The organism is Candidatus Dedyshia acidiphila (assembly GCF_051025295.1).
Lineage (GTDB): Bacteria > Acidobacteriota > Terriglobia > Terriglobales > Acidobacteriaceae > KBS-83.
Map to the genome: position 1 here is coordinate 1 of NZ_JBMGJV010000145.1, position 253 is coordinate 253.

The 253-nt window shown below is 64.0% G+C and carries 1 protein-coding gene; it reads right to left on the bottom strand.

Translation table 11 applies throughout. From position 1 onward, the window contains the following. Positions 1 to 108: 108 nt before the first annotated feature. The gene (locus tag AC5IJH_RS18460; protein WP_491904285.1) at positions 109 to 207 is read right to left on the bottom strand and encodes a hypothetical protein; all 99 of its coding nucleotides are present in this window, start codon (positions 205 to 207) and stop codon (positions 109 to 111) included. Between the last annotated feature and the right edge of the window lie 46 nt (positions 208 to 253).

Sequence of the window (253 nt, forward strand, 5' to 3'; positions counted from 1 at the left end):
CGCAGCGACAGGCGAGTAGGCGCGCTCAGGCCGGGGGCAGCGCGGCGATCGATTCGCGAACACGGTCGAGCAGCGTGACCAGCTCTGCATTGCGCCGACGCAAACCGTCTACGACGGCTGCGGGCGCTTGGCGAGGAACGCCTCATTGCCGAGCTGGCGATCGCTGTTCTCTTTTTCTTTTTCAAGGCGGGCGAGCTCCTTCGACAGTCGCTCGCGCTCGGCTTTTGCGTCTACCGGCTTTTCGTAAACGACG